Annotated in this window: 23 protein-coding genes and 1 pseudogene; 20 read left to right on the top strand and 4 right to left on the bottom strand. The window is 73.4% G+C overall.

Annotated features, from left to right (window positions below):
• Nucleotides 1–142 precede the first annotated feature (142 nt).
• Nucleotides 143–1,084 carry an AraC family transcriptional regulator gene (locus ACOBQU_RS00935; RefSeq protein ID WP_423623695.1) on the bottom strand — a complete coding sequence of 314 codons (942 nt, stop codon included), beginning with the start codon at nt 1,082–1,084 and terminating at the stop codon, nt 143–145.
• Between the two features lie 93 nt (nt 1,085–1,177).
• Here ACOBQU_RS00935 and ACOBQU_RS00930 point away from each other — a divergent pair, with 93 nt between their 5' ends.
• The 10 genes from ACOBQU_RS00930 (at nt 1,178) to ACOBQU_RS00885 (ending at nt 8,701) form a co-directional block, all read left to right on the top strand.
• The gene (locus tag ACOBQU_RS00930) at nt 1,178–2,011 is read left to right on the top strand and encodes an NmrA family transcriptional regulator (RefSeq protein WP_423623693.1); all 834 of its coding nucleotides are present in this window, start codon (nt 1,178–1,180) and stop codon (nt 2,009–2,011) included.
• Between the two features lie 83 nt (nt 2,012–2,094).
• Entirely contained in the window at nt 2,095–3,615 is a 1,521-nt protein-coding gene (locus ACOBQU_RS00925; protein WP_423623691.1) for an AMP-binding protein, read from the top strand.
• Complete coding sequence (locus ACOBQU_RS00920) at nt 3,612–3,878, top strand: phosphopantetheine-binding protein (protein WP_423623689.1); 267 nt, start codon at nt 3,612–3,614, stop codon at nt 3,876–3,878. Before ACOBQU_RS00925 ends, ACOBQU_RS00920 begins: the two co-directional genes overlap by 4 nt.
• A gap of 3 nt (nt 3,879–3,881) precedes the next feature.
• Nucleotides 3,882–4,931, top strand: coding sequence for a hypothetical protein (locus ACOBQU_RS00915; RefSeq protein ID WP_423623687.1), 1,050 nt, complete (start codon nt 3,882–3,884; stop codon nt 4,929–4,931).
• 81 nt (nt 4,932–5,012) lie between these two features.
• On the top strand, nt 5,013–5,513 hold the full coding sequence (locus ACOBQU_RS00910) for a tryptophan synthase subunit alpha (RefSeq protein ID WP_423623685.1): 501 nt from the start codon (nt 5,013–5,015) through the stop codon (nt 5,511–5,513).
• Between the two features lie 29 nt (nt 5,514–5,542).
• On the top strand, nt 5,543–5,737 hold the full coding sequence (locus ACOBQU_RS00905) for a hypothetical protein (protein ID WP_423623683.1): 195 nt from the start codon (nt 5,543–5,545) through the stop codon (nt 5,735–5,737).
• Nucleotides 5,738–5,750: 13 nt separating this feature from the next.
• Nucleotides 5,751–6,125, top strand: a complete 375-nt coding sequence (locus tag ACOBQU_RS00900; RefSeq protein WP_423623681.1) for an ectoine synthase — start codon at nt 5,751–5,753, stop codon at nt 6,123–6,125.
• Nucleotides 6,126–6,135: 10 nt separating this feature from the next.
• Nucleotides 6,136–7,278, top strand: coding sequence for an acyl-CoA dehydrogenase family protein (locus ACOBQU_RS00895; RefSeq protein WP_423623680.1), 1,143 nt, complete (start codon nt 6,136–6,138; stop codon nt 7,276–7,278).
• A gap of 2 nt (nt 7,279–7,280) precedes the next feature.
• Nucleotides 7,281–7,985 carry a phosphoribosylanthranilate isomerase gene (locus ACOBQU_RS00890; protein WP_423634181.1) on the top strand — a complete coding sequence of 235 codons (705 nt, stop codon included), beginning with the start codon at nt 7,281–7,283 and terminating at the stop codon, nt 7,983–7,985.
• A complete protein-coding gene (locus ACOBQU_RS00885; RefSeq protein ID WP_423623678.1) occupies nt 7,985–8,701 on the top strand; it encodes an indole-3-glycerol-phosphate synthase in 717 nt (238 codons plus the stop codon). The genes ACOBQU_RS00890 and ACOBQU_RS00885 overlap by 1 nt, the downstream gene beginning before the upstream one ends.
• A gap of 85 nt (nt 8,702–8,786) precedes the next feature.
• On the opposite strand, the pseudogene ACOBQU_RS00880 reads toward ACOBQU_RS00885, so the two are convergent.
• Both ACOBQU_RS00880 and ACOBQU_RS00875 read right to left on the bottom strand, forming a co-directional pair.
• Nucleotides 8,787–9,137, bottom strand: a pseudogene (locus ACOBQU_RS00880) (bacterial transcriptional activator domain-containing protein); the annotation flags it as partial.
• 2,910 nt (nt 9,138–12,047) lie between these two features.
• On the bottom strand, nt 12,048–14,006 hold the full coding sequence (locus ACOBQU_RS00875) for an AAA family ATPase (RefSeq protein ID WP_423623676.1): 1,959 nt from the start codon (nt 14,004–14,006) through the stop codon (nt 12,048–12,050).
• Nucleotides 14,007–14,288: 282 nt separating this feature from the next.
• Here ACOBQU_RS00875 and ACOBQU_RS00870 point away from each other — a divergent pair, with 282 nt between their 5' ends.
• From ACOBQU_RS00870 to ACOBQU_RS00830, 9 genes are all read left to right on the top strand, one after another.
• Nucleotides 14,289–14,564 carry a phosphopantetheine-binding protein gene (locus ACOBQU_RS00870; RefSeq protein WP_423623674.1) on the top strand — a complete coding sequence of 92 codons (276 nt, stop codon included), beginning with the start codon at nt 14,289–14,291 and terminating at the stop codon, nt 14,562–14,564.
• A gap of 14 nt (nt 14,565–14,578) precedes the next feature.
• Nucleotides 14,579–15,580: a 3-oxoacyl-ACP synthase III family protein gene (locus tag ACOBQU_RS00865; RefSeq protein ID WP_423623673.1), complete on the top strand. Its 1,002-nt coding sequence runs from the start codon at nt 14,579–14,581 to the stop codon at nt 15,578–15,580.
• Entirely contained in the window at nt 15,577–16,347 is a 771-nt protein-coding gene (locus tag ACOBQU_RS00860; protein ID WP_423623672.1) for a 3-oxoacyl-ACP reductase family protein, read from the top strand. The genes ACOBQU_RS00865 and ACOBQU_RS00860 overlap by 4 nt, the downstream gene beginning before the upstream one ends.
• Before the next feature lie 31 nt (nt 16,348–16,378).
• Complete coding sequence (locus ACOBQU_RS00855) at nt 16,379–17,488, top strand: acyltransferase domain-containing protein (RefSeq protein WP_423623670.1); 1,110 nt, start codon at nt 16,379–16,381, stop codon at nt 17,486–17,488.
• A gap of 2 nt (nt 17,489–17,490) precedes the next feature.
• Nucleotides 17,491–17,661: a hypothetical protein gene (locus ACOBQU_RS00850; RefSeq protein WP_423623668.1), complete on the top strand. Its 171-nt coding sequence runs from the start codon at nt 17,491–17,493 to the stop codon at nt 17,659–17,661.
• 372 nt (nt 17,662–18,033) lie between these two features.
• Nucleotides 18,034–19,527, top strand: a complete 1,494-nt coding sequence (locus tag ACOBQU_RS00845) for an FAD-binding protein (protein WP_423623667.1) — start codon at nt 18,034–18,036, stop codon at nt 19,525–19,527.
• A gap of 45 nt (nt 19,528–19,572) precedes the next feature.
• Nucleotides 19,573–19,947: a YybH family protein gene (locus tag ACOBQU_RS00840; RefSeq protein ID WP_423623665.1), complete on the top strand. Its 375-nt coding sequence runs from the start codon at nt 19,573–19,575 to the stop codon at nt 19,945–19,947.
• Nucleotides 19,948–19,957: 10 nt separating this feature from the next.
• Nucleotides 19,958–20,386, top strand: coding sequence for an acyl-CoA thioesterase (locus ACOBQU_RS00835; protein WP_423623663.1), 429 nt, complete (start codon nt 19,958–19,960; stop codon nt 20,384–20,386).
• A 242-nt stretch (nt 20,387–20,628) separates the two neighbouring features.
• Complete coding sequence (locus ACOBQU_RS00830) at nt 20,629–21,189, top strand: DUF1772 domain-containing protein (protein WP_423623662.1); 561 nt, start codon at nt 20,629–20,631, stop codon at nt 21,187–21,189.
• Between the two features lie 12 nt (nt 21,190–21,201).
• On the opposite strand, the gene ACOBQU_RS00825 is transcribed toward ACOBQU_RS00830, so the two are convergent.
• A complete protein-coding gene (locus tag ACOBQU_RS00825) occupies nt 21,202–21,582 on the bottom strand; it encodes an ArsR/SmtB family transcription factor (RefSeq protein WP_423623660.1) in 381 nt (126 codons plus the stop codon).
• A gap of 167 nt (nt 21,583–21,749) precedes the next feature.
• On the opposite strand from ACOBQU_RS00825, the gene ACOBQU_RS00820 reads away from it, so the two are divergent.
• On the top strand, nt 21,750–22,196 hold the full coding sequence (locus ACOBQU_RS00820; protein ID WP_423623658.1) for a hypothetical protein: 447 nt from the start codon (nt 21,750–21,752) through the stop codon (nt 22,194–22,196).
• Nucleotides 22,197–22,199 lie beyond the last annotated feature (3 nt).

Raw genomic sequence — 22,199 nt, 5'->3', positions numbered from 1 at the left:
GCAGCCCCAAGCCCCCGCAGGACCCGGGGCTCGGGGCTGCCGGATCACCCCTATCCCTTGCCGCCGCCAACAGTGCGTACGTTGGGGGGCATGATCAACTAGTCCGAACGTGCGAGGACTTGGGCAGGCGTCGGCTCAGGTGTCACTGAGCCAGCGCGGCGGTTCGATGCTCCTGCGGGCTGATGCCGTACACCCGCTTGAACGCCGAGCTGAGGGCGAAGCCGCTGCCGTAACCGACCTGGCGGGCCACGGCGTTGAGGGTGGAGTCCGACTGGCGCAGCAGGTCGGCGGCCAGGGCGAGGCGCCACTCGGTGAGGTAGGTCATCGGCGGGGTGCCGACGGCGTTGCGGAAGCACTCCGCGAGCGTCGCGCGGGACACACCGATCTCGGCGGCGACGCCGTCCAGCGTCCAGTGGTGGGCCGGGTCCTCGTGGAACAGGCGCAGCGCCTCACCGGCCACCGGGTGGGTGTGCGCCCGGTACCAGGCCGGGGCCTCGGTCTCCGGCCGGTCGAACCACACCCGCAGCACCGAGATGAGCAGCAGGTCGAGCAGCCGGTCGAGCACGACACCCTGGGCCGGGCCCTGCTTGGTGGCCTCCCGGGCGAGCACCGGCACGAGCGTCGAGTCCCAGGTGTCGTCGGAGACGACGAGCAGCGGCGGCAGCACGTCGAGCAGCCGCTGGCCGACGGCGCCCACCTCCTCGTACACACCCAGCAGGATCTGCACGGGACCGTCCGGATTGCTGCCCCAGGTGCGCACCCCCAGGGACATCCGCTCCCGCAGCTCCACGCCGTCGGGCGTGACGCACTGCTGGCCGGGGTGCACGATGACCTGCGGCTCCAACGCCGGATCGTCACACATCACATAGGGGTCGGGGCCGCGGACGATGGCGACGTCGCCCGGGCGCAGCCGCACCAGCTCGCCGTGGTCGGGCTCGATGCACGCCTCGCCGCTGAGCATCACGGCCAGACACAGCGGCGACCTGTCCTGGACCCGGATCGACCAGGGGGGCTCCATGACGATGCGCAGGAGGAAGGCGCCGCTGGCCCGTGGTCCCTCTAAGAGCGCTGACAGTGCGTCCATTCCCCCAAGAGTAGACGCGGGGGTAGACGACCGGATATGCATTCCGGCATCTCGGCCATGGAACATCCAGATCGAGCCGCCCAGACTACTGGTATGACAACAAACAAGAACACGACGTTGGTTCTCGGTGGTACCGGCCGTGTCGGCCGCCGGGTGACGAAGAGGCTCATCGAACGAGGCGTGGACGTGCGGGTCGGCTCCCGCACCGGCGAGCCACCGTTCGACTGGGAGGACCCCACGACCTGGTCCCGCGCCGTCGCCGGAGTCAAGTCGGCCTACCTGATGTACTACCCGGAGGTCGAGTGGCCCGGCGCCAGCGAGGCGATCGGCACCGTGGCCCGCCTCGCGGTCGACGCGGGCGTGGAGCGCCTGGTCCTGCTGTCCGCCCGCAACCAGGAGGAGGCGATCCGCTGCGAGCAGGCCGTCACGGGCCTCCCGGTCGAGTGGACCATCGTCGCCCCGGCCTCGTTCAACCAGAACTTCGACGAAGGAGTGTTCCTCGAACCGCTGCGCCAGGGCGTGCTGGCCCTGCCCGCGGCGGACAACGCCGACCCGTTCGTCGACGCCGACGACATCGCCGATGTCGTGGTGGCCGCGCTCACCGAGAACCACCACGTGGGCGAGCGCTACGAGTTGACGGGCCCGCGCCTGTGGACCTTCGCCGAAGGCGTCGCCGAGATCGCCCGCGCCACCGGCCGGGAACTGCGCTACCAGCCCATCACCCGCGACGAGTTCGCGGACGCCATCGTCGCCGACGGGGCCCCGCGCTCCTTCGCCGACCCGCTGGCCACGCTCATCTCCGAGTTCTTCGACGGCCGCAACAGCTCCCTGGCCGACGGCGTCGAGCGGGCCCTGAACCGCAAGCCCCGCGACTTCGCGGACTGGGTGGCCGAAATCGCCCCCACCGGCGTGTGGAACGCCGCCTGACCAGCGACTTCGCTGGCCTCACCCGGCAGTGACGCGGGGCGGGCCTTGCGGTGGCGTTGCGGGGGCACCCGCACGATGCAGGTGTGGAACTTACCCGGCTCTGGACGTCATTCGCCCGGCAGGCGACCGCCCGCCCCGACGCTACGGCCCTCGTGACGAGGGGCCAGCACACCACCTACGGTGAGCTGGCCGTCCTCGTGGCCGACGCCTCGGCCCACCTCACCCACCTCGACACCAGCGGTGGCGAACCGATCGGCGTGCCCGCCACGAAGACACCCCGCACCATCGCCTTGGTGCTGGCGTGCCTGAGGGCGGGCCTGCCGGTGGTCCTTCCCTCCGCCGCACTGCCCGCCACCACCCTGCGACAGCTCCTGGCGCGGGCCGGGTGCCGCCACGTCATCACCAGCGATGACATCGGCCCCGCCCGGGCCACCACCGCGGTCACCCCCGCCGCGCCCGTCGGCCCCGGCGACGTCGCCTTCGTGCTCACGACGTCGGGGTCGACGGGCCTCCCCAAACTGGTGCCGCTCACCGCGGGCGCCGTGGAGCGCTTCGCCGACTGGGCCGCCGAGCGCTTCGACCTGGGGCCGGGGGCCTCGGTGCTCAACTACGCCCCGCTCAACTTCGACCTCTGCTTCCTCGACGTGTGGGCCACGCTCCACCACGGGGGCCAGGTCGTCCTCGTCGACCCCGACGCCGCCACCAACGGGCGCCATCTGCTCGACGCCATCGACGACCACGCCGTCACCGTCGTGCAGGCCGTGCCCATGGCCCACCAGCTGATGGTCGAGGCCGCCGACAGCCCGCCCCGGCAGCTCCCCACGGTCCGCCACACCCTGTTCACCGGCGACCACATGCCCGGCCGGTGCCTGGCCCGGCTGCCCGAGGTATTTCCCGGCAGCCGCTTCTACAACGTGTACGGCTGCACCGAGACCAACGACAGCTTCCTGTACGAGGTCGACCGCGACGCGCCGCCCACCGACGGCGTCCCCCTCGGCACCCCGCTGCCCGGCGTCGAGGCGCTCGTCCTCGACGACGACGGCGCCCTCGTCACGGGCCCCGGACAGGGAGAGCTGGTCGTCGCCACGCCCTTCCAGTCCACCGGCTACCTCGCCGCCGACCCCACGGCCCCCGGCCCGTTCGTGGCCGCCGCCGCGGGCCGCCCGCCGAGCGCCGCGCCCCACTTCTACCGGACGGGCGACGTCGTACGCCGCGACGACAGCGGCGTCCTGCACCTCGAAGGGCGCAACGACTTCCACGTCAAGGTGCGCGGCACCCGCGTCAACACCGCCGTGGTGGAACAGGTGCTGCTCGACCACACCGAGGTCGCCGAGGCCATGGTCCTCGCCCTCCCCGACCCCGTCGCCGGACGACTGCTGCACGCGGTCCTGCGCCGGGCACCGGGCGCGCGGGTCAACACGCTCGGCCTGCGCCAGCACTGCGCCCAGCACCTGCCCCCCGCGGCCATCCCGTCGACCTTCCGCCTGTGGGAGGACCCGCTGCCCCGGACCTCCACCGGCAAGGTCGACCGCCAGCTTCTCCGCCAGACCCTGAGGTCCCCTCGCCCGGAGGGAACCACCGCACGAGAGGAACAAGCACGATGACCAGCACGATGACGATGCCCATCAAGTCCTTCCTGATCCAGGAGTTCATGCCCGACGTCCAGGCGTCGGAGCTCGCCACCGACTACGACCTGCTCGCCAACGGCGTGGTCGACAGCCTCGGCCTGCTGAAGCTGATCGCCTGGATCGAGACCGAGTTCGCCGTCACCGTCGACGACGCGGCCCTCGACCCGGACAACTTCCGCACCATCGACGCCATCGACGCCTTCGTGGCGCGCGCGTCGGTCCCGGCGGAGGCGAGCTGAGCCGTGCACGACGCGTCCACCGCCCTGCTGGCCGGTCGCCCGGCCGACACCGCGACATGGTCGTCGTTCTGGGACCACCTGAGCGCCGACACCCTGGACCCCGGCGAACCCGCGTCCGTCCTGGCCTCACTCAGCCAGGACGCGGTCGCCCCCGCCACGCTCACCAGCCTGGTGCGGTCCCTGCACGCCCGCCGGACCGGACCCGTCCGCGCCTTCCCCGGTGCGGTCAACGTGGTCGGCACGGGCGGCGGCGCGTCGACGTTCAACGTCTCCACCGCCGCCGCCTTCGTCGCCGCCGCCCTCGGGGCCCGGGTCATCAAGACCGGGTCGCGGGCCTACTCCAGCACCTACGGCTCCATCGACCTGCTCGACCGGCTCGGCATCCCGCTCACTAAGTCCTACGACGACACGGCCACGTCACTGGCCCGCCACGGCATCGCCTTCGCCGGGTACTTCGTGTACCCCGTGGAGCTGACCGTGCTGGCCCGGCGCATCCTGCCGCTGCCCATGCGGCCGTACGGCCGACTGCTCAACACGCTGGGCCCCTTCCTGCCCGCGCTGCCCGGCACACGCCAGCTCACCGGCCTGTCCAGCCCGCGGCTGCTGCCGCTGGCCCACCAGCTGGCCGAGGCGGTCGAGGACCGCGAGGTCTGGCTGTGCACCAACGACATCGGCGCCGACGAACTGATCAGCTTCGCCAACAACGTCGTCCACCGCGGCACCGGAAAGCCCGGACTCCGCCTCGGCCGCCGCGTCCTGAACACGGCCGCGGGCACCCTGGCGGACCTGGCACCGGTGACCGACCCCGACCGCGTCGTCGAGCACTTCCTGGACGTCGTCTCCGGACGGGCGGGCGAGGTGGCCACCCAGACCGTCGCCCTCAACGCCGCCGCCCTGACGATCGCGGCCGAGCGGGAGACCGACTGGCGCACCGCCATCGCCTCGGCGACGACCGCCATGCGGGACGGCGCGGTGCGCGACCTCGTCAACGCCGTACGAGACGCCGGACCGGCACCCGCACCGCGGGTGAGCGAGGTGGCCTCCCGTGGCTGACCTGTTCCCCGCCCACCGGGCCTGGCCCTGTTCCTCAACGCCGGGGACCCGCCGTTCGACGTCCTCGACGACATCGCCGACATGCTCGACGAGCACGAGGTCGACGTCCTGGAACTGGGCGTGCCGTTCCCCGACTCCATCAGCGACGGGCCGGTGATCCGCCGGTCCGCCGACCGGGCCCTCGCGGCCGGTACCGATCTGGAGGACGCGCTCGCCTTCGTCGAGCGCTCCCGCGCCCGGCACCGCCACCTGAAGGTGGTCGTCCTCGCCGACTGGGCGCACACCGTACGCCCCCGTTCGATGGCGGAGGTCGTCACGGCCGTCGCCGCGTCGGGGGCGGCCGGGGCGCTGCTGCACGGCGCCCCGCCCCGGGCCCGCCCGGAGTTCTACGACCGGGCCGGTGCCGCCGGACTGCCCGTCGTCACCACGTGCTACGCCACCTCACCCCCCGGCGTCGTGGCCGAGGCGGGGGCGCATGCCTCGGCCTATGTGTACCTGGTGACGCACTACGGGACCAGCGGCGCCGGTCCCTCCCCGACCCGGGGGCGCTGCGCGCCCCGGTCGACGCCCTGCGGGCCCTGACCGACGCGCCGATCGCCGCCGGTTTCGGGGTGCGCACGGCGGCCGACATCGAGCGGGTGCACGCGGCCGGTGCCGACGCCGCCGTCGTCGGCAGCGCCGTCGTCGCCCGTGTCGAGGCCTCGCTGACCCAGGGCGGTGACGTCGTCGCCGACCTCGCCGCCCTCGTGACCGATCTCCGTCCCCACCACCGCTCCCGGTCCCCGCGACCGGTGGCCCACACCTGAGAGGAATCAACCCATGATCGTGCGCGCTCTGGACAACGTCACCACCATCGACTGGGGCAACGGACTCAGCCGCCGGTTCCTGCTGGAGGCCGACGGACTCGGCTACTCCGTCACCGACACCACCGTGCGGGCCGGTACGAAGTCGCTGCTCGAGTACCGCCGCCACCTGGAGGCCTGCTACTGCATCGAGGGCTCCGGCGAGGTCGTCGACCTCGACGGCACCTCGCACCGCATCACCCCGGGCACCCTCTACGCGCTCGACGAGCACGACGCCCACTACCTCATCGCCGACCCGGACGCCGACCTGCGCCTCGTGTGCGTGTTCTCGCCCGCCCTGCGGGGCGACGAGCGACACAGCCTCGACGCGTCCGGCGCCTCCGCCTACTGAGGCCGCGGTCATGCGCACCTGGGACGAGGACCAACTCGCGTTGCGCGCAGGCATGGAACAGTGGTGCCGCGACCTCGCCGACCACACCCCCGGCGGGGGAGACGGCGGCACCGGCTTCCCCTGGGACGCGTGGAAGCTGATCCGCTCGTCGGGGATACTCGGCCTGCCGTTCGACCCCGCCCGGGGCGGCGCCGGTCTCGACCTGCTCACCACCATGTTCGTGCTGGAGGCCCTGGGCCAGGGGTGCCGCGACGGAGGGCTGAGCTTCTCCGTCGCCACCACCCTGTGCAGCACGGGCGTCCCGCTCCAGCACTTCGGGACCGACGAGCAGAAGGACCGCTACCTGCCCCGGCTGTGCTCGGGCGAACTGATCGGCGCCCACGCCATCAGCGAGCCCGACACCGGCTCCGACGCCCTGAGCATGCGGACGATGGCCGTCCGCGACGGCGACCACTTCGTACTCAACGGCAGCAAGAGCTTCGTCACCAACGGCCCCGTCGCCGACGTGGTCGTCGTCTACGCCCGCACCCGGCCCGAGGGCGGCCCGCTCGGCGTCACCGCCTTCCTGGTCGACACCGACACTCCCGGCTTCACCGCGGGGCAGCCGCTCAAGAAGATGGGCCTGCACTCCTCGCCCATGAGCGAGCTGTACTTCGACGACTGCCGGGTGCCCGCCGACCGGGCCATCGGCGGCGTCGGCCGCGGGTACCTCCTGCTGGAACACGTCATGAAGTGGGAGATCCTCTGCTCCTTCATCATCAACGTGGGGGAGATGCAGCACCGGTACGAGCGCTGCCTCGAATACGCCCGCACACGGACGCAGTTCGGTCGGCCGATCGGCTCGTACCAGGCGATCTCCCACAAGCTCGTCGATATGCGCATCCGCCTGGAGACGGCGCGCCGGTGGCTCTACGACACCGCCGAACGCCTCGTCGCCGGGCAGGACGTCACGATGGACGTGGCCATCAGCAAACTGCTGACCAGTGAGGCCAACGTGGCCTCCGGGCTCGCGGCCATCCAGGTCTTCGGCGGCAACGGCTACATGTCGGAGTACGGCCTGGACCGCGAGCTTGCCAACGCCGTGGGCAGCACCCTCTACTCGGGCACCACGGAGATCCAGTACAACCGGATCTCCTCGCTCCTGGGGCTGTGACCATGCTGCTCAAGGTGTGCGGCGCCACCAGCCGCGACGACATCGCCCTGCTCAAGGCCGCGGGCGTGGACCTCATCGGCCTGTGGCACGGGGTCCCGGGCGGCCACGCCGATCTGACCACGCCCCGCTTCACCGCCCTGGCCCAGGCCTGCCGCACCGCCGATGACAGGGCGGTGCGGCGGGCCCCGGAGCCCATGCTGGTCACGTTCTCGCGGGACCCGACCGCGATCCTCACCGCCGCCCGCGCCGCCGACGTGCGGTGGCTGCAACTGCACGGCTACCAGCCGCCGGGCGTGGTGGCGGCCCTCAAGCGGGGGTGGCCGCGGGCCACCGTGGTCAAGGTCCTCCACGTCACCGGTGACACCTGCGTCGAGCGCCCGCTGCTGCCCTCGTACGAGCGGGCGGGGACCGACCTGTTCCTGTTCGACGCGACGAGCGCCGACGGGCGCGTCGGCAGCACCGGCCTGTCGCTGGAGCCCGACGTGCTCATCGACCTCGCCGAGGCGACGCGGAAGCCGTTCCTCGTCGCCGGGGGCATCTCGGCCGCCAACCGCTCGCGCTACGAGAAGGTGGCCGCCCACCCCCGCTTCTCCGGAGTGGACGTGGACACGGCGGCACGGGACGCGACGGGAGCGTTCTGCGCCGAGCGGGTCAGCGGCATCCGGCGCCACTGGCGTGCCGCCGCCGACATGGAGGAGGTCGCCTGATGTCCCAGCCGTTCATCGACGCCCTGCTGGGCTCCGGGCGTCCCGTCATCATGGAGGTGAAGCCCCGCTCCGCCGACGGTGAGGACCTGCTGCGCGGCCGGTCGCCCACCGAGATCGCGGACCGGTACGAGGCCGTCGGCGCCCCCTGCCTGTCGGTGGTCACCGGCCGCTGGTTCGGGGGCCACCTCGGCCTCCTGGCGGAGGTGACCGGACACACCCAACTGCCCGTCCTGCAGAAGGACTTCCTCACCAACGCCGACCAGCTGCGCCAGGCCAGCGACCTCGGCGCGGCCGCGGTGCTGCTCACGGCCGCGCTGCTGCCGAAGGTCGCGCTGGCCCGGCTGGCCGAGCAGGCCCTGGCGCTCGGCCTCACCCCGTTCATCGAGGTGGCCACCAGCGCCGAGGTCGACGCCCTCCCGCCGTGCGAAGGGTGCGTGGTGGCCGTCAACAACAAGGACATCCGCACCCGCGAGCGCGGGGACGCCGACCTGGACCGCAGCCGCCGACTGCTGCCCGCCGTACGGGGCACGGGATCGCCGTGCCCCGTCAGCGCCAGCGGCATCGACGACCCCCGGGTGGCCGCCCGGCTGCTCAGCGCGGGCTACGCCGGGCTGCTGGTCGGGAGTCACCTGCTGCGCGCCGATCGCCTTGAGGCGTGGTGCGCGGAGCTGGACGAGGCGCTTCTCGCGGCGCCCGTGCCTCGTCGATCGGGCTGAGCGACAGCTCGTCCCACTCGGCGGCGAGGGGGACGCCCAACTCGTGGGCGGCGGCGCTCGCCCGGACGGCGAGGTCACTGGCCTCCAGGTAGCGCCGCACCGCGACCAGGGCGCGGGCGACCCGCAGGGGCCGCTCCTGGTCGTACGGATCGAGCTCCATGGCCGATTCGAGCCGGTCGATGGCCTCCTTCATGTCGTCCGCCTCGAGGGCGGCGGTCAGCACGATGTCGATCAGGCTGAGCGCCCGTCGGCGGATGACCTCGCGGCGCTGGGTGATGCGGTCGTCGTAGAGGTCGTCGGGCAGCAGCGGCCCGGTGTAGGCGGCGAGGGCGACGCGGGCGCGGGAGACGCGCTCGTCCGCCCGCAGGGCGGCCACCGCCCGCGCCAGGTCCTCGAACGCGTGCAGGTCCACCTTGCACGTGGACAGGGACAGCATCTGGCCCGTGCGGATCACGATCGGGCCGTAGGTGGAGCGGGCCCGGGTCAGCACGTTCTTGAGGCGGCGCTGCCCGACGCCCGGCATCTCGCCCGGCCACAGCGCCTCGACCACGGTCTCGACCCGCACGGACCCGCCCGCCAGCACCAGGTGCTTCACCAGCTGGCTGGCCCGGCCGGTGCCGTGCAGCGTGGTGTGGCCCCGGCGCACCTCGAACCCGCCGAGCACCCGCACCTCGTAGCAGCCGTCGTCGGCGGGGGCCTCGGCCTCGACCGAGGGCGGCATCCGGATGACCGACCGCAGCACGCCCACCACGCGTCGCTCGCGGCGGTCCGGCAGATCGGGCTGGCCGAGGCCCGCCGCCCGGTCGCGGGCGATCAGCAGATGCCGGTGGGCGGCCTCGGTCTGGCCCGCGGCGTGCCGCACGTACCCCGTCAGAAGCTCGGCCCGCCACCGCAGGCACGGGGGGATCTCCCCGTCCTTGAGCATGCGTTGCAGCACATCGGCGGCCTCGGGGTCGCCCCGGCGGGCCCCGATGAACGCCTCGGTCAGCGCCAGGGCGACCGGCGCGTCGACGCGGTGCTCGCGGGCGGCGGCGAGCAGCCGCGCCGAGGGCGCGTCGGCCCCGACCGCGGCGCAGGCGTCGGCGGCCTCGCACAGGAACTGCAGGCCGCCCCCGTCGTGGAGCTTCTGCCCCAGGTGCGCCTCGGCCCGGGCCAGGTGGTCGAGCACCCCGGACGTGTCCTGGTCGTTGGCCGCCACGATCAGGCGCGTCCAGGCGGCGTGGCCCGTCACCCAGTCGATGCGCAGCAACTCGGCGAGGCGCAGGGCGTCGTCGAGCGCGGCGCGGGTCCGCTCGGCCTCGCCGCTGAGCGCGAGCAGCCGCGCCTCCATGACCAGGCACAGCATGCGGTCGAGCTGCGAGTCGCTGGTGGTGCCGAGCCGGTGGAGCAGCACGGCGCCCTCGCCGGTCTTGCCGAGGGTGCACAGGACCTGGGTGGCGAGGGTCCGCTGGACCGCGGCGACGCGGGCGGGCTCACCCAGCTCGCCCCAGGTGATGGCGGCCTGGCGCAGGGCGTGCTCGGCCCGGCGCAGGCTCGCCTCGTCGGGCCGCTCGGACAGGGCGACGCCGAGGGATTCGAGCAGGCTGGCCTGGGCGCGGGTGCCCTCGGCGGTCACGTCGAGCAGCCGCTCGACCTCGGCGAGCACGGCCGGGTCGCGCAGCAGCGCCCGCTGGGTCAGCCACTCGCTCTCGACCTCCACGGCGAGGTCGTGGTCGGTGTTCTGCTCGCGTACGACGCGCAGGGCCCGGCCGATGACCTCGCGCTCCTCGGCGAGCTGACCGAGGTTGCGGTGGGTGCGGGCCAGGTGCAGCAGCACTTGGGGCGCGGCGTCGGCCGCGGGTCCCAGGCGCATCATCAGGTGGATGAACTCGGTCGCGGAGAGCTGGTTGACGCGCGAGGTGGGCAGCTCGGCGATGAGCGTGGCCGCCTGCGCGGCCTCGCCGCTGTCGACCAGCAGGCTGGCCGCGGCCAGCTCCGCTCCCTGCGACATCAGCAGCGGGGCGGCCTTCTGGGCGATGGCCGGGTCGAGCGGTGCGAGCGCGGCGAGGAGTTCCTTCGACTCGGCGCACAGCCGCGCCCAGCCGTCGGCGCCGACGGCGAACGGGATGCCCGCCCGGATCAGGCGCCGCAGCAGCCCCGGCTCGCCGAGCCCCTCCACGAGGCTGTCGTTGACCAGGGGGAACGCGGCCACCTGGGTCAGCAGATAGCGGTCGGCCGGGTCGAGCGCCGCGGCGTAGTGGTCCATGAGCTGGCGGATCAGGCCGGGGTGCCGCAGCAGCCCCATGGCGGCCGTCATGCGGTCGGACTCCCTGGCGAGCCGACGCAGGATCAGCAGCAGGAGCGCCACCCAGCCGCCCGACAGGTCGTGCAGGGTGGTGGCGAGCCGCGCGCCGTCCTCGTCGCCGATCTCGACGCGGGCCAGGGCCGTGGCCTCCTCCTGGGTGAGGCGCAGGTCCTGGGTGTTGAAGCGCTCGGCGGTGCCGCGGAACTCCATGGCCGCGAGCGGGGCCGGGAGCAGTCTGCTGCTGACGAGGATGCGCGGGGAGGGCTCGCCGTCCTGCGCCAGGTCGGCGAGCCAGGCCGCGGCCTCGTCGGTGAGCGCCTCGGCGTTGTCGACGACCAGGAGGCCCGGGCCCGTCGGTGAGGCGAGCAGCTCACCGGCCCGTGCGGCGGTACCGCTGTCCGGGGTGCGCCGCTGGCCGGTGCGCAGCTCGGCCGCGTCGAGGACCACGGACGCCAACTCGTCGACCGTGACCGGGTGATCGCGCGGCAGGCGCACCTCCAGGCCGTTTCCGGCACGGGCGTGGACCTGCCTGATTAAGACACTTTTGCCAAAACCACCACCTGCCTCGATGAGGACCGAGTGCCGCGCGTTGAGTATCTCTTCCACAAGGCGCTGACGTGGGACCAAAGGCACTAGAGCCATACGAGGCTCTCCCCCTCTTATGCCAAATGCCAAGATGGAACCGGTCTTGTGCCTGGCTCAACCGGTGCCCCCCAGCAGCACAGTCGTGCCGGTTCAGGCCAACTGTACGCGCTGTTGGCTTATCTGAGCGTTTGGTCCAGGGATTCGTTTTTGGTCCTGGCTCGGCTTCCGCGTCCGTGCGGGGTGGCTCCTGAGGTGAGGCAGCGGACCCTGGGGCCGGAGGGGGCGCGGCGACGCGGTGGCGTCCTGAACTACCTTACGTCAGGGGCCTGTTGGTGAACCCATATGTTCCTGGGTGGGGCGGTCGGGGTGTGGGCGGGGGCGGGTGCGGGCGGGGGTGTGGGTGCGACGCGCGGGGCGGAGGCGCGGACTCCCAGACCGTCCGTGCCTCCGCCCCCTGTACGCCGTGCGCGCCCCGTGCTACGGCCGGTCGGCTCCGGTGCGGGAGAGCCGCTGGCCGGTGGTGCGGCCGGACGCCGTGCGCTGCCAGGAGGCCACGTGACGGCGGCGGGCGTCGCTCACCTGCTCGTCGACCGCCTGGCGTACGACGTCGTGGCGGAACTCGTAGATCGCCGGTCGGTCGGGGTGCTGGGAGCCCGCGGCGGTGACCTCGGCGAGGATCCCGGCCCGCAGCAGCGCCTCCAGCGCGTCCAGGGCCGCGAGGACGTCGAGCCCGGCGGCGCCCGCCATCGCGTCGAAGGCGACGGGCGAGCCGGTGACGGCCGCGACCTGGAGCAGCCGGGCGGCGTCCCGGCCGATGGCGGCCTGCTTGGCGGCCACCAGCCGGGCGACGGCCGGTGGTACCGCGTCGACACCCGCCTGGTGCCGCAGCATCTCCAGGAGCATGAACGGGTTTCCGCCACTGCGCGCGTACGCGTGGGGGACCGGGTCGTCCGCCGTGTCGTCGGAGGCGCCGTCGCCCAGCTCGCGCACGAGCGCCCGGGCGGCAGCGAGGTCGAGGCCGTCGAGGGCCACCTCGGTCGCGTCACCGGCGTGCTCGAACGGCAGCATCGCCTCGTCGAGGTCGGCCCGCCGGGCGGAGGCGGGCAGGTCGTTCCTGGCCGCGACGACGACGCACAGCCGGGCGTGGGCGGTGGCGCGCAGCAGGTGCCGCAGCAGCGCCACCGTCCGCGGGTCGGCCCAGTGGGCGTCGTCGATCAGCAGGGCGCAGGGCTCGTTCGCCGCCACGAGCAGCAGCTCCGTCAGGGCCGCGAACAGCACCGGCCGCGCGGGCAGTTCGCCGGGCGGGCACGGCCCGTCGAGGGAGGGGAGCAGCAGCCGCAGCACGTCCCTGGCGGCGGGGCTCACCTCGCCGAGCGGGTCGTCGGGCGAGGCGGCGACAAAGCTGTCCAGCGCCTCCACGAGGGGCTGGTACGGGACCGTCGCGCCCTCGTCGCACCGGCCGACGAGCAGCAGCCCGCCCCCGGCGGCCATCGTCGCCCCCGCCTCCCGCAGCAGCCGCGTCTTGCCGATCCCCGACTCGCCCGTGACCAGCACGAACTGCCGTCGGCCCCGTACGGCCCGGTCCCAGGCGCAGGCCAGCGTCGCCGTCGCGCGCTGGCGCCCCACGAACGGCACCGGCCGGTGCCCGGCGCTGGTGGTACCGCCCCGGGGCGCGGGCGACGCGGACGACGGGCCGAGCAGCGCCAGGTAGGCGGCCTCGGTCTCGGGGGAGGGGTCCACGCCCAGGTGTTCGGCGAGGTACCGGCGCAGCCGCTGGTACACGCGCAGGGCCTCGCCCCGGTTCCCCATGGCGCCGCGCACCGCCATGAGGCAGCGGTGGGCGCTCTCCCGTTCGGGCGCCCGGGCGGTCGCCTCCTCGGCGAGGACGACGGCCCGCCCGCGGTCCCCGGCCTCGAGCGCCGCCCGGCTGGCGACCTCCAGGGCCGTCACCAGGTACTCGGCCAGGCGCTGGCGCTGCCCGGTGACCCAGTCGCCCTCGTGCTCGGACAGGAACGGGAACCGCAGCCGGTCCGCGGCGCGGGTGGCGAGGCGGTCGGCGGCGGTCACGTCGCCGGCGTCGAGCGCCTCCTGCGCCGCGGCGACCGCGCGGGTCGCGTCGGCCACGTCCACCACCACGTCGTCGCCCAGCGTGAGGACGTAGCGCCCACCCAGTTTGACCAGCGGGTTCGTCGGCTCGGCCCGCAGCGATCCCACGAACGACCGCAGCCGACTGACCAGTGTGCGCAGAGCTGACGCCCAGGTGGGCGGGAGTTCGCCCGGCCAGATGACATCGGCCAGCTCGTCCCGCGTCACCCCCTCGGGCCCGGCGAGCACGAGCCGTGCGAACGCCACCCGGGCCTGCGCGCTCTGCAGGTGCCGCACGGTGCCGGCACACCGTACGGCCATCGGCCCGAGTATCTCGATCTCGACATCCATGAAAGTCCCCCCTGGAAATGCCTGTGGTGAACAGGTTCCGGCGCGGTGGTACCAGAGGAGTGCCGGGGCCGGTCCCCGGCCAGGGGGACCGCGCTGGTACCGCCGTGGTCCGCCGGGTGCCGAAGGCCCGGCCGGGCCGTGGGCCCCGTACACGGGAAGAGCCGGTGCGCCGCCCCTGACCGACGCGTTCACGCCAACCGCGGCCCGCGGCCTTGCGAAGCGCTTGCACCGGCGTTCGTACGGTCGGGCCGAAAGGCTGTTCACGATGACCAGGAGTGAGCCATGCAGCTTCCCACGCTCGAGGTGTCCGTCGACCGGTTGGTGGCCGTGAGCCGGGTCAAGGACTTCGACCCCGACACCCCGCTGACCACCTCCGGGGTCGACTCGCTCGACCTCATGGAGTGGGTCTACGACATGCAGCAGCGCTACCCGGACCTCGGGGTGGACGAGACCATCGTCGAGAGCATCGACGACACCGTCACCTTCCGCGGCGTCCACCAGCAGCTGCTCGCCGCCCACGACGCCGTCCCGGTCGCCTCCGCGACCGGCGACGAGTGACCGCGGAGCCACGGATGTCGGGTATCGGCATCATCGGGTGGGGCAAGTACCTGCCCGAAGGACGGCTCACCAACGCCGAACTCGCCGCCCGGTTCGGCGTCGACGACGACTGGATCGTGCAGCGCACCGGCATCCGGGAGCGGCGCGTCGTCGGACCGGGCGAGACCACCGCCTCGCTGGCCGTGGAGGCCGGTCGGCGGGCGCTCGACCACGCCGGGCTGCGGCCCGACCAGATCTCGCACCTCATCCTCGCCTCGGGCACGCCCGAGCAGCCGTCCCCGGCGACGTGCGCGTTCGTCCAGCGCGAGCTGGGCACCGCGGGCGGTGCCCACGATGTGAACGCCGAGTGCGCGAGCTTCGCGTACGGCTTCGTGGTCGCGGCCGGGCTGATGGCCATCGACCCCCGCCCCATCCTGCTCATCGGGACGGACACGCACTCGCTGGTCGTCAACCCCGAGGACCGGGACCTGGGCGTGCTCATCGGGGACGGCGCCGGGGCGGTCGTCCTGGCCCCCCACGACCGGAGCTGGCTGCGCGGCTGGGACATGGGCTGCGACGGCACCAAGGTCGACAGCCTCAGGATCCCGGCCGGTGGCAGCCGCCTCCCGGCGAGCGAGGCCACGCTCCGCGACAAGCAGCACTACGCGCAGATCAAGGGCAACGAGATCTACCTGAACGCCGTCCGGTTCACCGTGGGTTCGGTGAAGCGGACGCTCCAGGCGGCGAACCTCAAGCCCGACGACATCGACCACCTGCTGCCGCACCAGGCGAACATGCGCATCATCGACTCCATCCTCCAGCGCGGCCAGCTGCCCAAGGAGCGGCTGCTCAGCAACATCGAGTACTACGGCAACACGGGGGCGGCGTCGATGCCGATCGTCCTCGCCGAAGCCCTCGACGAGGGGCGCATCCAGCGCGGTGACCGCATCCTGTTCGCGGCGTTCGGCGCCGGGATGGTGTGGCTCACCGCGCTGATCGAGTGGGGCGCGGGCGAGCCGGTGGGGTGGGCCTCATGACCGCTCCCGCCGTGGGCGCCCGCCCCTTCGCGGCGCAGCGCCCGGAGAAGCCCGTCGCCCTCGTGACCGGCGCGTCCGGAGGGTTCGGCGCCGCCGTCGCGGTCGAGCTGGACCGGCTCGGGTGCCGTGTCGCCCTGCACTACAACAGCGCCGCGGACGGCGCCCGCGAGGTCAGCGAGCGCCTGACCAACGACTCGATCGTCGTCCAGGCCGACGTGGGCCGGTGGGACGACGTCAGCGCCCTGCACCGCCGGGTCGTCGAGGAGCTCGGCGAGGTCGACATCCTCGTGAGCAACGCGGCCGTGCGCAAGGACGCCCTGATGATGGGTCAGTCGCCCGAGGTGTGGGGCGAGGTCATCCAGACCAACCTGATGGGCACCTTCCACATGTGCCGCGTGGTGCTGCCGTCCATGGTCAAGCGGCGGTGGGGGCGGATCATCAACGTGGTGTCGCCGTCGGCCCTGGTCGCCACGTCCGGCCAGACGGCGTACGCCGCCTCCAAGTCCGGCGTCATCGCGCTCACCCGCACCCTGGCCACCGAGTGCGGCCGCCGCGGAGTGACGGTCAACGCCATCTCACCCGGGTTCATGGAGACGCGGATGACGGCGAACGCCACCGACAAGTTCCGCCAGAACCTCGCGGCGAACCTGCCGGTGCCCCGGCTGACCACCCCCGAGGAGGTCGCACCCGCCATCGGGGTCTTCCTGGACAACGACTACGTGACGGGACAGGTGCTCAGCGTCGACGGCGGGATCTCCCTCACCTGAGGGGGGCTTCCGCACCTGAGGGGGCTTGCACATGACCGCCGCCGACATCACCCCCGGCGCGGCCCGTCTGCTGCGCTGGGCGGGCGCGGACCCGGCAGGCGAACGCGCGGCCCGCGCCAGGGTCGCCGACGCGCTGCGCGCCGGGGCCCGCCCGCCCCGCCCGGTCCCGGGGCCGCTGCGGGGCGCGGTGGTCACGACGGCGGCCCGCGCCCTCGACGACCTCGCGGCCGCCCCGGTACGGCGGGTGCCGCCCGGTGGGCCCCGGCCGGTCGCGCTGCTGCTGCCCGGCCAGGGCTCCCAGCACCACGGGATGGCGACCGGCCTGTACCGCGAGGAACCCGTGTTCCGGGCGGCCGTCGACCAGGTCCTTGAGGCGTGGGAGAGCGAGGGCGAGGCGATCCGCGCCGACTGGTTCGCCGCCCGCGCCGAAGCGGCCGTCCCCATCGACGACGCGCGCCGGGCCCAGCCCCTGCTGTTCGCCGTCGACTACGGCCTCGGCCGACTGCTCCTGAGCTGGGGCGTCACGCCGACCGAGGTGCTCGGGCACAGCGCGGGCGAGGTCGTGGCGGCGGCCCTGGCCGGGGTGTTCACCGTCACCGAGGCCGTCGCGGTGGTACGCGGCCGGGTGCGGGCCGCCGCGGCGGTCCCGCCCGGCGGCATGCTCGCCGTGTCCGCGTCCCCCGACGAACTCGCCCCGTACCTGTCGGGTCAGGTCGCCGTGGCGGCCGTGAACGCCGTACGGAGAACGATGCTGGCCGGGCCGAGCGACGAACTGGCCGCCGTGGCGGCCCGCCTGGCCCGCGACGGGATGACGCTGCGGCCCGTGGCGGCCACCAGCCCGTTCCACAGCCCCGCGATGGAACCGGCCGTCGCGGCGGCCGAGCGGGCCTTCGACGCGCGGCCCCGCCCCGCCCGCTTCCCCGTCCGGTCCGGTTACACCGGGCGGCCGCTCACGGCGCGGGAGGCGGGCAGCGCGCGCTTCTGGGCCCGCCAGCTGGCCGACACCGTCCACTTCGGGCCCGCGCTGGCCGCGCTGCTCGACGGCGGGGACCGGCTGCTCGTGGAGTGCGGTCCCGGCCGCGTCCTGTCCTCCCTGGCCCTGCGGCAGCCCGCGGTGGGCGCCGGGGGAGCGCGGTCCTGACCATGCTGCCGGGCGGTGGGCCCGACCGGCGTGCCACCCTCCAGGTCGCCGCGGCCCTGTGGTGCGAGGGCCACGACCTCGCCACCGACGGCGTGCCGTCGCCGCGAGCGCTGGCGGGGGCCACCCGCCGACGCTCGGCCGCGGGGGCCGGGAGCGGCCCGGCGGTGGCGTAGCAGGGGGAGGCGCACGGCGCTGGTGCTGTACGCCTCCGTTCATGGACCCGTGGCCACCGCGGGCCGACCGACGGACGAACGCGCGCGTCCCGCCGTCGGGCATCCGCCAGATGCCCGACGGCCGGACGCGCGTTCGCGCCATGTTGCGCACCCCCCGCGCGGACCGTGACCGGCCGGTAGCGGGCCCTCCCGACGGCCCGCGACGGACCGTACGAACCCCCGTGCCGAGGTCAGGCCCCACAGCCGCCTCGGCGTCGAGCGCGCCCGTGCCGGAGCGGCCGTGCGTGGCATCCGGCCAAGCCGCCGCGCCGGGACGCGGGCGCACGGGACGGACTTGCGCTCCCCTTGCGTCCACGGGCGTACCAACGAGGCATGCATACCGAGTTGACACGCCGGAAGGTCCTGTCCGGCCTGGCCGTCGGAGCGGGCGCGACGGTCCTGGGCTGGAACCCCACCACCAGAGCATGGGCCACCGCTCCCGGTTCGACGTCAGGCATCAGGCGGGTCCCCGCCCTCGACGGAACGCTCGTCCTCCCCGCCGACCCGTCGGCGTTCACCGAGGACTTCGGCCACCTGTTCACGCGCAAGCCGAAGGCCGTCCTGACACCTGGTTCGGTGGACGACATCAGGAAGGTCGTCCGCTACGCCCGCGACAACCGGATCCCCGTGGCCGTCAACGGCCAGAGCGGAACCGGAACCGAGGGCCGCCACTCGCACTCCCACCACGGGCAGGCCCTGGTCGACGGCGGCATCGCCATCGACCCCAAGCCGCTCGGCTCGATCCACGACATCTCCCGGGGCATCGCCGACGTCGACGCCGGTGTGACCTGGTCGACGCTGGCCCTGCGCGCCCTGGAATCCGGTCAGACGCTGCCCGTCTACAACGACTTCGCCCACCTGTCGATCGGCGGCACGCTGAGCGTCGGCGGCCTCGGCGGCACCAGCCAGCGCTACGGCTCGCAGGCCGACCAGGTGGAGTGGCTCCAGGTGGTCACGGGCAACGGCGACCTGGTCCGGTGCTCCCGCGACGACAATCGCGCCCTGTTCGAGGCCGTCCTCGTCGGCGCCGGGCAGTACGGCATCATCGTGCGCGCCGGTCTCCGGCTGATCCCGGCGAAGACGACCGCCCGCTCGCTGGAGTTCACCTACACCGACCGGGCCGCCTTCCTGCGGGACTCGATGGCCGTCATGCGCGCCGGTGTGGTCGACGACCAGAACGGCTACGCCGAGCCCGCCCCCGGGGGCGGCTGGACCTACCGCCTGGCCCTCGGCCTGTTCTACTCGGCGCCCGACCAGCCCGACGTCGCCGCCGTACGGGCCGTGCTCTCGCCGCAGGCCACCGCGGGCCCCACGGCCGACCTGTCGTTCCGCGACTGGCTGCTGCGCTTCGACCCGGACTGGGCGGCCCTCAAGGCCGCCGGGTTCTGGGGCGCCAAGAAGCCCTGGCTCATGATGTTCGTCGGCCCCGAGAACACCCCCGCCTACCTCGACACCGTGCTCGGGGAGCTGACCGCCACCCAGATGGGACCCGGCCCGGTCCGGATCTCGCCGATGGACGACCGGCGCCTCAACCGGCCCAACTTCATCCTGCCCCGGCGCAGGTCCAACGAGTTCTTCGAGGTCAGCCTCATCCGGTTCCCGGCCCCGAACCACCCCGACGTCCCCGGCCTGCTGGCGCAGAACCGCCGCTTCTACGACCGGGCCGTCGGACTCGGCGCCAAGCGCTACCTCGTCGGCGCCGTGCCCTCGATGACCCGCAGCGACTGGCGGGCCCACTACGGGAGCCGCTGGACCGTGCTGCGCGCCCTGAAGCTCTACTACGACCCGGCCTCGATCCTCACACCGGGCCAGGGCATCTTCGACTGACGCGCCGCAAGACCACCCCCGCCCTTCCACCAAGGAGACCCGACCATGCCCGCACAACGACCGGAAGACATCCCCGGCCTGATCGCCGCGGCCTTCAACGCCAACGACCCGCAAGCCATGCTCGACCTGTACGAGCCGGACGGCATCCTCGTCACGCCGCCGGACGGCACCCAGAAGGTGGGGCTCGACGCCGTCGCCGAGGCCCTGCAGCCGATGTTCGCCGCCATATCGGCGGCCGCCATCACCATGACCAGCGCCCTGCGGTGCGGTGACATCGCCATGACGCACGCCGACTGGCACCTCGTGGGCAAGAACGAGGCCGGTGAGCCGATGGACCTCAGCGGCAAGGGCACCGTGGTGTCCCGCCAGCAGCCGGACGGCACCTGGCGGATCCTCTTCGACGACCCGGTCGGGGCCTGAGGGAGTCCGCATGAAGGACAACTTCACCGTCCGCGTCCAGACGCGGGGCTACGAACTCGACCAGCAGGGCCACCTCAACCAGGCCGTGTACATGCAGTACGCGGAGCACGCGCGCTGGGAGTTCCTGCACGCCGCCGGGCTCACCCCCGACGTGCTGCGGGCGGCCGGCATCGGGCCGGTGCTGCTCAAGGCCACCATCCGGTTCCAGCGCGAGCTGCGGGCCGGTGACGAGGTGGACGTGGGCTGCGCCATCAGCGGGGGACAGGGCAAGCTCATGGAACTCACCCAGCCCTTCCACACGCCCGACGGAGTCCCCGTCGCCCGGTTCGAGGGCGTGATCGGAGTGCTCGACCTGGCCACGCGCCATCTGCTCTCCGACCCGCGCGCCATCCTGCACAAGCTGGCGCCCCGGCCCGACGTGCTCGGCCTCGACCTCTGACCGAGCACGGGTGAGGCCGACGGCGACGTCCAGGCGCCGGGCATGGCCCTCGGTGACCGCCCCGCGACACGGGCGCCCGAGACCATGCCCGGCGCCGGGCCGCCGACCGGACGGCCCGGCAGGAGCACCGCGTACACCCCCCCACCACACCCACGACGCCGCTCCCACCGCCACCGCCATTGCCACCGCCACTGGCACCGCCGCCACCTGGCACCCGGCATCCGGCACGAAAGGAACGCAGCATGAAGAACCTGCAGACCGGCACGCTGCTCGCCGCCACCCTCTCCACCGGGCTGATGGCGGGACTTTTCGCGGCCTTCTCCTACGCGGTGATGCCCGGCCTGGCCCGGTCGTCCGACCGCACGCTCATCGAGACGATGCAGACCATCAACATGGCCATCCTCAACCCGGTGTTCATCCTCCCCTTCCTCGGCTCGATCCCCCTCCTCGGCCTGGCCGTCGTGCTCGCCCGGCGAGGGGAGGGCCGGGCCGCGCTGCCCTGGCTGACCGCCGCGCTCGTCCTGTACGTGGTGGCCTTCCTGGTCACCCTGGTCGGCAACGCCCCGCTGAACGTTCAGTTGGCGGACGCCGGTGACCCCGACGACATCAAGGACCTGGCCGCGGTCCGCGCGGACTTCGAGACCAAGTGGATCGTCTGGAACATCGTCCGCTCCCTGCTGCACACCGCCGCGTTCGCCTGCCTGCTCTGGGCGTTGATCGTGTACGGAGCCCACCGCCTGCACGAGTCCGGGAAGGCGAACACCTCGGCGCGGCCGCCCGCCACGATGACCATGACGGTGTGACCGGGCCGTGCGTTACCGGTGCTCGGCCTCGGACCGCTCGGCGGTGCGGTAGGCGGTCAGGACGGTGTCCAGCAGGCCGGGGAAGCGCTGCTCCAGGTCGGCCCTGCGGAGCCGGTTCATCCGCCGGTTGCCCGCAGTGCGCTGGGCGATGAGCCCGGCCTCGCGGAGCACCTTGAAGTGGTAGGAGCAGCTCGACTTGGGCAGGTGGGCCAGGCCGAAGCCACCGATGGGGATCTCGGTGTCCCGGGCGTCGAGGAGACAGACGATGTGCGCCCGGACGGGGTCGCTCAGCGCCTGGAGGACGCTGAAGATGTCGAGGTCCGCCGGGGCGGGGCCGGACAGATCCGGGCCCTGCGGGCCCGCCGCGGGTGACTGTGGGGCTTCGCTCGGCACTGCCTCCTCCTCCCCGCGTCCCGCTGGGCGCGTCGGCCGCCCCGCCTCGCGGCTCGGCTCTCTCGTTCCGTGGCCCGGCTGTCTCGCCGCGTGGCCGGGTGCCAGGATAGCCCGGAGCTGGTTCGAGAATATTTGAACAACATCCCCGTCTGCCCTACGCTCACCTGGTGCGAAATTTTTCGAACAACAGTGAACCGTGCCAGGAAGAGGTCAGCACCCCTGTGTCCACCGCCGAGACCGCTGTGTCCACCGTCGAGCCCGCCTTCCCGACGCCGCTGCGCGTGCTGTTCACGATCGGCGTGACCCGGACCTACTTCGACGCCCCCGACGACGAGACCGCCGCCGTGGGGCCCGCGCTTCACAAGGCGTTCGACGACCTTGAGGGCCGGTTCGGCATCCACGTGCTGGGGACGCTGGACGACGACCGGCTCAGGGTGGGTGACGACTCCTCGTCGCCGTGGCTGTCGTACGTCCTCGCGGACGCCCCCGACCTGGACACCGTGGCGCGCGTGTGCGACCTCGTACGGCAGACCCGCGTCGGCCCGCACCGGCTCTGGCGCTATCTGCGCATCGAGGCGAAGGTCGGCCGCCCGCTGTTCTTCGCCACCCGCTGACCC

The organism is Streptomyces sp. G45 (assembly GCF_049542095.1).
Lineage (GTDB): Bacteria > Actinomycetota > Actinomycetes > Streptomycetales > Streptomycetaceae > Streptomyces.
The sequence above is the reverse complement of the archived record's forward strand: the minus strand, read 5'-3'. Positions and strand labels throughout refer to the sequence as shown.